Annotated in this window: 6 protein-coding genes; 4 read left to right on the forward strand and 2 right to left on the reverse strand. The window is 72.0% G+C overall.

What is annotated here, in order from left to right:
- Positions 1–29 precede the first annotated feature (29 nt).
- Both ACFU6I_RS38205 and hemW read left to right on the forward strand, forming a co-directional pair.
- A complete protein-coding gene (locus ACFU6I_RS38205; protein WP_384375876.1) occupies positions 30–2,003 on the forward strand; it encodes a SpoIIE family protein phosphatase in 1,974 nt (657 codons plus the stop codon).
- A gap of 42 nt (positions 2,004–2,045) precedes the next feature.
- Complete coding sequence (hemW, locus tag ACFU6I_RS38210; protein ID WP_266985799.1) at positions 2,046–3,278, forward strand: radical SAM family heme chaperone HemW; 1,233 nt, start codon at positions 2,046–2,048, stop codon at positions 3,276–3,278.
- A 156-nt stretch (positions 3,279–3,434) separates the two neighbouring features.
- Here the strand turns inward: hemW and ACFU6I_RS38215 are convergent, their stop codons facing one another.
- The gene (locus tag ACFU6I_RS38215; protein ID WP_384375879.1) at positions 3,435–4,253 is read right to left on the reverse strand and encodes a DUF3097 domain-containing protein; all 819 of its coding nucleotides are present in this window, start codon (positions 4,251–4,253) and stop codon (positions 3,435–3,437) included.
- 25 nt (positions 4,254–4,278) lie between these two features.
- A complete protein-coding gene (locus ACFU6I_RS38220) occupies positions 4,279–5,001 on the reverse strand; it encodes an MBL fold metallo-hydrolase (RefSeq protein WP_384375882.1) in 723 nt (240 codons plus the stop codon).
- Positions 5,002–5,183: 182 nt separating this feature from the next.
- On the opposite strand from ACFU6I_RS38220, the gene hrcA reads away from it, so the two are divergent.
- Both hrcA and dnaJ read left to right on the forward strand, forming a co-directional pair.
- Complete coding sequence (hrcA, locus tag ACFU6I_RS38225) at positions 5,184–6,200, forward strand: heat-inducible transcriptional repressor HrcA (RefSeq protein ID WP_266985805.1); 1,017 nt, start codon at positions 5,184–5,186, stop codon at positions 6,198–6,200.
- Positions 6,201–7,337: a molecular chaperone DnaJ gene (gene dnaJ / locus ACFU6I_RS38230; protein ID WP_345512775.1), complete on the forward strand. Its 1,137-nt coding sequence runs from the start codon at positions 6,201–6,203 to the stop codon at positions 7,335–7,337.
- The last annotated feature ends 55 nt before the right edge of the window (positions 7,338–7,392 follow it).

Raw genomic sequence — 7,392 nt, forward strand, 5'->3', positions numbered from 1 at the left:
CCGTGCGAGAACAGGTCAGGAGCGGCGCCATGGGGCCCATTCCCTTGCAGCGGGACTCTGTTCAGCGTCCCGATACCCACGTCGGGCGGGCGGACGCGCGGCCGGTCGCCCGGACGAGCCTGCCGGGGAACCTCCTCGCGCCGGCCGCCGCGCGCCGGTTCGTCCGGGCCGCCCTTGCCGAGTGGACCAGGCTCGGGCTGCCCGCGGCCGTGGGCTTCAGCGACCGGCTGGCCGACGACGCGGTGATCGTCGCCGATGAGCTCGTCACCAACGCCGTCGTGCACGCCGGGACCACCGTCGAACTCCTCTTCCGACTGGAGGAAGCGGCCGGGGACGAGGCCGCAGCCCTGGTGCTGGAGGTCGCCGACCACCACCCCACCCGTTCCGTACGCAGCGATCGCCCTGACCCGGTGCCCGCGGCGTACCCGGACGGCCCGGCCGAGGACGGGCGCGGGCTGCAGATCGTCGCCGCACTTGCCGAACGCTGGGGCATCACTTATCGCACCGGCCTCAAGACCGTCTGGGCCCGTCTGCCCGTCGACGACTGGACCGTGCTGCCCGAGCCGGCCGCCGAGCCGGAACTCCGGGGCGGGCTGCGCACCGCCGAACTGCTCGCCCCCACCGCCCGGCGCGCTCTGCGCGACGACGCGGACTGGGCGGGCCGCGGTGCGCTCTCGTTCCTCGCCGAGGCCTCCGACCTGCTCGCCGGGCAGCTCGACGAGGACATCGTGGCGGCGCTCGCCGGGCAGTTACTGGTGCCCAGACTCGCCGACTGGTGCGCGATCTGGCTGGAGCCGGAGAACGGCGGGCCCGCTGCCGTCCCCCGGCTCGCGAGCGTCTGGCACCGTGACGAGGCCGAGACCGGGCAGCTGCGCCCCGTGTTGGAGCAGGACCCGATCCGGTTGCCGGAGCGGGTGGGCACCGGGCCCGTCTCCATGCCGTGGCCCGGGGCCGACGAGGACGGGACCGGTCCGGGCGCCGACGAGCGCTCCAGCGGCCGTGCGGGGGCCGCGCTCGCCTTTCGCATAACCGCCGGCGGCCGCACGCTCGGAGCCGTACTCCTGGGGCGGGAGGGCATCGCCCGCGTCCCTGACGGGGTGACCGCGCTGATCGAGGACTTCGTGCGCCGCGTCGGCCTCGCCGTCGGCGCCGCTCGCGCGTACACCCGGCAGGCCACCATCAGCCGCATCCTGCAGCGCGGACTGCTGCCCAGCAAGGTCGCCGACATCCCCGGCGTCACCAGCTCACTGGTGTACGAGCCTAGTGACGACGGTGTCGTCGGTGGTGACTTCTACGACATTTTCCCGTGCCCCGGCGACCGCTGGTGCTTCATCCTCGGCGATGTGCAGGGCAGCGGCCCCGAGGCCGCCGTCGTCACCGGTCTCGCCCGTCCCTGGCTGCGGCTGCTGGCCCGGGAGGGGTTCCGCGTCGGTGAGGTGCTGGACCGGCTCAACCGGCTGCTTCTCGACGACGCGATGGAGACCGCCGAGGCCGCCGCGCTCATGGTCGCGGCCGCGGGCGGACAGCACCTGGCGGAGGGCGGCCAGCATCTGCGGGAGGACGGTCCGCAGCTGCCGGACGGCGGGCAGCCCCGGTTCCTCTCCCTGCTGTACGGGGAGATGGTGCCGCTGCCCGGCGGCGGGGTGCGCTGCACGCTCGCCAGCGCGGGCCATCCGCTGCCGCTGCTGCTGCGGCCCGACGGCACCGTGCGGACCGCCGCCGAGCCGCAGGTGTTGCTCGGGGTCGTCGAGGACGTCGCGTACGAGAGCCAGAGCTTCGACCTGGCGCCGGGGGACAGCCTGCTCTGCGTCACGGACGGGGTCACGGAGCGGCGCTCCGGTCCGGCGATGTTCGACGACGGGGACGGCCTCGCCCGGGCGCTGGCCGGGTGCGCCGGGCTGACCGCGGAGGGGATCGCGGACCGGATCAAACGCGCCGTTCACGAGTTCGCCGAGCGCCCGCCGGACGACGATCTGGCGCTGGTGGTCCTGCAGGCCAGGTGAGCGCGGGCGGAGTACGACCGGCGACGAGTGACAATGGACGGTATGCCTTCCGTACTGCCCGATGGTGAGCCCGTGCCCGACGACGGGGCGCTGCCCCGCCATGCCCTGGAAGGCGCCGCCGACCGGCCGCTCGGTTTCTACCTGCATGTGCCTTACTGCGCCACGCGCTGCGGGTACTGCGACTTCAACACGTACACGGCGACCGAGCTGCGGGGGTCGGGCGGTGCCCTGGCCTCGCGCGACAACTACGCCGCCCATCTGATCGGCGAGGTCCGCCAGGCCCGCAAGGTGCTCGGCGACGACCCGCGACCGGTCCGTACGGTGTTCGTCGGCGGTGGTACGCCCACGCTGCTGGCCGCCGGGGATCTCGTACGGATGCTGGCGGCGATCCGTGACGAGTTCGGGCTCGCCGACGACGCCGAGATCACCACCGAGGCCAATCCGGAGTCGGTCGACCCGGCGTATCTGGCGGAGCTGCGGGAAGGCGGCTTCAACCGGATCTCGTTCGGGATGCAGAGTGCCCGGCAGCACGTGCTGAAGATCCTCGACCGTACGCATACGCCGGGACGGCCCGAGGCGTGTGTCGCCGAGGCCCGGGAGGCGGGCTTCGAGCACGTCAATCTCGACCTGATCTACGGCACGCCCGGGGAGTCCGACGACGACTGGCGGGCCTCGTTGGACGCGGCGATCGGAGCGGGGCCGGACCATGTGTCCGCGTACGCGCTGATCGTCGAGGAGGGCACGCAGCTGGCGCGGCGGATCCGGCGCGGCGAGGTTCCGATGACGGACGACGACGTCCACGCCGACCGGTATCTGATCGCCGACGAGGCCATGGCCGCGGCCGGCTTCTCCTGGTACGAGGTGTCGAACTGGGCCCGGACGGTGGAGGGACGGTGCCTGCACAACGAGCTGTACTGGCGGGGCGCCGACTGGTGGGGGGCCGGGCCCGGGGCGCACAGCCATGTGGGCGGGGTGCGCTGGTGGAACGTGAAGCATCCCGGCGCGTACGCGCAGGCGCTCGCGGAGGGACGGTCGCCCGGCGCGGGGCGGGAGATCCTGTCGGCGGAGGACCGGCGGGTCGAGCGGATTCTGCTGGAGCTGCGGCTGGTCGACGGGTGTCCGCTGTCGCTGCTGGCGCCCGCCGGACTGGCAGCGGCGGGGCGCGCGGTGGAAGACGGGCTGCTGGAGGCGGCACCCTATGCGGAGGGGCGGGCGGTGCTGACTCTGCGGGGGCGGTTGCTCGCGGATGCGGTGGTCAGGGACCTGGTGGACTGAGGGGCGCGGGGGTACGGGTGCGCTTGCGGCGGGCCTGATCCCCCTGCCACCCCTTTCCCGGAACCGGGGGCTCCACCCCGGCCCCCGGCCCCCGGTCGTCGGACGGGCTGAATGACGAACCAGTGCCGTGACCGGCAAAGCTTGCCGGGAGGGGCACTAGGCAGGCGCCGTCACGAAGTCGATCAGGTGTTCCACCGAGCCCAGCAGCGCCGGCTCCAGATCCTTGTACGAGCGGACCGTCGACAGGATGCGCTGCCACGCGGCGCCCGTGTTCTCCGGCCAGCCCAGTGACCGGCACACGCCCGTCTTCCAGTCCAGGCCGCGGGGCACCACCGGCCAGGAGCCGATGCCCACCGACGCCGGTTTCACGGCCTCCCAGACGTCGATGTACGGGTGGCCCACCACCAGCACGTTCGCGTCGGTGACCTCGGCCGCGATCCTCGACTCCTTGGAGCCGGGGACCAGGTGGTCGACCAGGACGCCCAGTCGCGCATCCGGGCCGGGCGCGAACGAGCGGACGATGGACGGGAGGTCGTCGATGCCTTCCAGGTACTCCACCACCACACCCTCGATGCGCAGGTCGTCGCCCCAGACCCGTTCGACCAACTCCGCGTCGTGCCTGCCCTCCACGTAGATCCGGCCCGCCCGCGCCACCCGGGCCCGTGCCCCGGGGACCGCCACGGAACCGGAGGCCGTCCGGGCGGGGCGGGCCGGGCCGGTCGCCGAGGGGCGTACGAGGGTGATGACGCGGCCCTCCAGGAGGAAGCCGCGCGGTTCCATCGGGAACACCCGATGCTTGCCGAAACGGTCCTCCAGGGTCACTGTCGGGCCCTGCGCCGTCCTCTCGCAGCGGATCACCGCACCGCAGAAGCCGGTGGAGACCTCCTCCACGACCAGATCGGGCTCGGCGGGGACCTCGGGGACGGGAGCGGACTTCTTCCAGGGCGGGGTCAGGTCCGGGTGGTAGCTGCGCATCGGACGACGATAGGACGGGAATCGGTCACGACACGCCGAAGGCGGCGGACAGCCGGTCGCGTTGTGCCCGTACGAACGCCGCGTCCACGACGGCCCCGTGCCCGGGTACGTAGATGGCGTCCTCGCCGCCCAGCGCCAGCAGCCGGTCCAGCGCGGCCGGCCAGCGCGACGGGATCGCGTCCGGGCCCGCCTGCGGTTCGCCCGACTCCTCGACCAGGTCGCCGCAGAGGACCACGGCCGGGGAGCCGGGCACGAGGGCGACGAGATCGTGGCCGCTGTGGGCGGGGCCCACGTTCGCCAGCAGCACCTGGCGGCCGCCGCCCAGGTCGAGCGTCCATTCGTCGCACACCTGGTGGTGCGGTGCCACCAGGACGTCCGCCGCCTGCGCCGCGTCCTCCTCGGACACCCCCTGGCGCACCGCGTCGGCGTACAGCTCGCCCGCGCTGCCGGTCAGGAGAGCGGCCATGCCGATCGCGCCGTACACCTCCGCCCCGGCGAATGCCGCGGTGCCGAGCACATGGTCGAAATGAGGGTGACTGAGTGCGATATGCGTCACCCTCCGGCCGGTCATGGCCTGCACCTGGGTCCGTATCTCCACCCCTTCGCGCAGCGTCGATCCCGTGTCGAAGAGCAGGGCCGCCTCCGCTCCGACCACCAGTGCGACCGTGGCATCCCACCCGGGGAGCCTCCGACGGCCCACACCGTTGCCCAGTCGCTCCCAGCCGAAGTCTTCCCAAGACGCGTCCATGCGGAGACGCTATCGGCAACGACCTGCACAGTCTCGGGGTAGCGTGGCCGGTCGCCCTTGCTAGGGCCCCACCCGGCCGCCGTACACTGGCGGGGGATCGCTGGCACTCGTACGCATCGAGTGCCAGGAATCGCCGGAGATCGACCAGAACCACCGAGGAAACACAGCTGGAGGTGTGCGCCATGCTCAGCGAACGCAGACTCGAAGTGCTGCGCGCCATCGTCCAGGACTATGTCGGCACCGAGGAGCCCGTCGGCTCCAAGGCGCTCACCGAGCGGCACAAGCTGGGGGTCTCCCCGGCCACCGTCCGCAACGACATGGCTGTGCTGGAGGACGAGGGTTTCATCGCCCAGCCCCACACCAGCGCGGGTCGCATCCCGACGGACAAGGGCTACCGGCTCTTCGTCGACAAGCTCGCAGGGGTCAAGCCCCTGTCGTCGCCGGAGCGCAGGGCCATCCAGAACTTCCTCGACGGTGCGGTCGACCTCGACGACGTCGTGGGCCGCACCGTACGGCTGCTCGCGCAGCTGACCCGGCAGGTCGCCGTCGTGCAGTACCCCTCGCTGACCCGGTCCACGGTGCGGCATGTGGAACTGCTGTCGCTGGCGCCCGCCCGGCTGATGCTCGTGCTGATCACGGACACCGGCCGGGTCGAACAGCGCATGATCGACTGTCCCGCACCGTTCGGTGAGACCTCTCTGGCCGATCTGCGGGCCCGGCTCAACAGCCGGGTCGTGGGACGCCGGTTCTCGGACGTCCCGCAGCTGGTGCAGGACCTGCCGGAATCCTTCGAGAGCGAGGACCGGGGAACCGTGTCCACCGTGCTCTCCACCCTGCTCGAAACCCTCGTCGAGGAGACGGAGGAGCGGCTGATGATCGGCGGCACCTCCAACCTCACCCGCTTCGGGCACGACTTCCCTCTGATGATCCGGCCGGTGCTGGAGGCGCTGGAGGAGCAGGTCGTGCTGCTGAAGCTGCTCGGCGAGGCCAAGGACTCGGGCATGACCGTACGTATCGGGCACGAGAACGCCCACGAGGGGCTCAACTCCACGTCCGTCGTCGCGGTCGGCTACGGTTCGGGCGACGAGGCAGTCGCCAAACTCGGCGTGGTCGGACCGACCCGCATGGACTACCCCGGAACGATGGGAGCGGTACGCGCAGTGGCACGTTACGTCGGACAGATCCTGGCGGAGTCGTAAGTGGCCACGGACTACTACGCCGTTCTCGGCGTGCGCCGCGACGCATCTCAGGACGAGATCAAGAAGGCCTTCCGGCGGCTCGCACGCGAGCTGCATCCGGACGTCAACCCCGATCCGAAGACCCAGGAGCGGTTCAAGGAGATCAACGCCGCCTACGAGGTGTTGTCGGACCCGCAGAAGAAGCAGGTCTACGACCTCGGCGGCGACCCGCTGTCCGCCTCCGGCGGCGGTGGCGCGGGCGGATTCGGACAAGGTGGCTTCGGCAACTTCTCCGACATCATGGACGCGTTCTTCGGCACGGCGTCGCAGCGTGGACCGCGGTCGCGCACCCGGCGAGGCCAGGACGCAATGATCCGGCTGGAGATCGATCTCGCCGAGGCGGCGTTCGGTACCACCAAGGACATCCAGGTCGACACGGCCGTCGTCTGTACGACCTGCAGCGGCGAGGGTGCCGCACCCGGCACCTCCGCCCAGACCTGTGACATGTGTCGCGGCCGTGGCGAGGTCTCCCAGGTCACACGGTCGTTCCTCGGCCAGGTCATGACCTCGCGGCCCTGCCCGCAGTGCCAGGGCTTCGGTACGGTCGTGCCGACGCCGTGCCCGGAGTGCGCCGGTGACGGCCGCATCCGTTCGCGGCGCACGCTCACCGTGAAGATCCCCTCCGGTGTCGACAACGGCACCCGCATCCAGCTCGCGGGCGAGGGCGAGGTCGGCCCCGGCGGCGGACCGGCCGGCGACCTGTACGTCGAGATCCATGAGCTGCCGCACCCGGTGTTCCAGCGACGCGGCGACGATCTGCACTGCACGGTCACCATCCCCATGACGGCGGGCGCGCTCGGCACGAAGGTGCCGCTGGAGACGCTCGACGGCCTGGAGGAGGTCGACATCCGGCCGGGCACCCAGTCCGGCCAGTCGGTCCCGCTGCACGGCCGCGGCATCACGCACCTGCGGGGCGGCGGACGCGGCGACCTGATCGTGCACGTCGAGGTGACGACCCCGTCGAAGCTGGACCCGGAGCAGGAGCGGCTGCTGCGGGAGCTGGCGAAGCTGCGTGGCGAGGAGCGGCCCACCGGTCAGTTCCAGCCGGGGCAGCAGGGACTCTTCTCGCGTCTGAAGGATGCGTTCAACGGCCGCTGAGGACCGTCCGCACCCCGCTTTTCCCTTGCGCCGTGGCGCCCGCCCGTCCCAGGAC

It is taken from the genome of Streptomyces sp. NPDC057486, assembly GCF_042802415.1.
GTDB classification, from domain to species: domain Bacteria; phylum Actinomycetota; class Actinomycetes; order Streptomycetales; family Streptomycetaceae; genus Streptomyces; species Streptomyces yanii.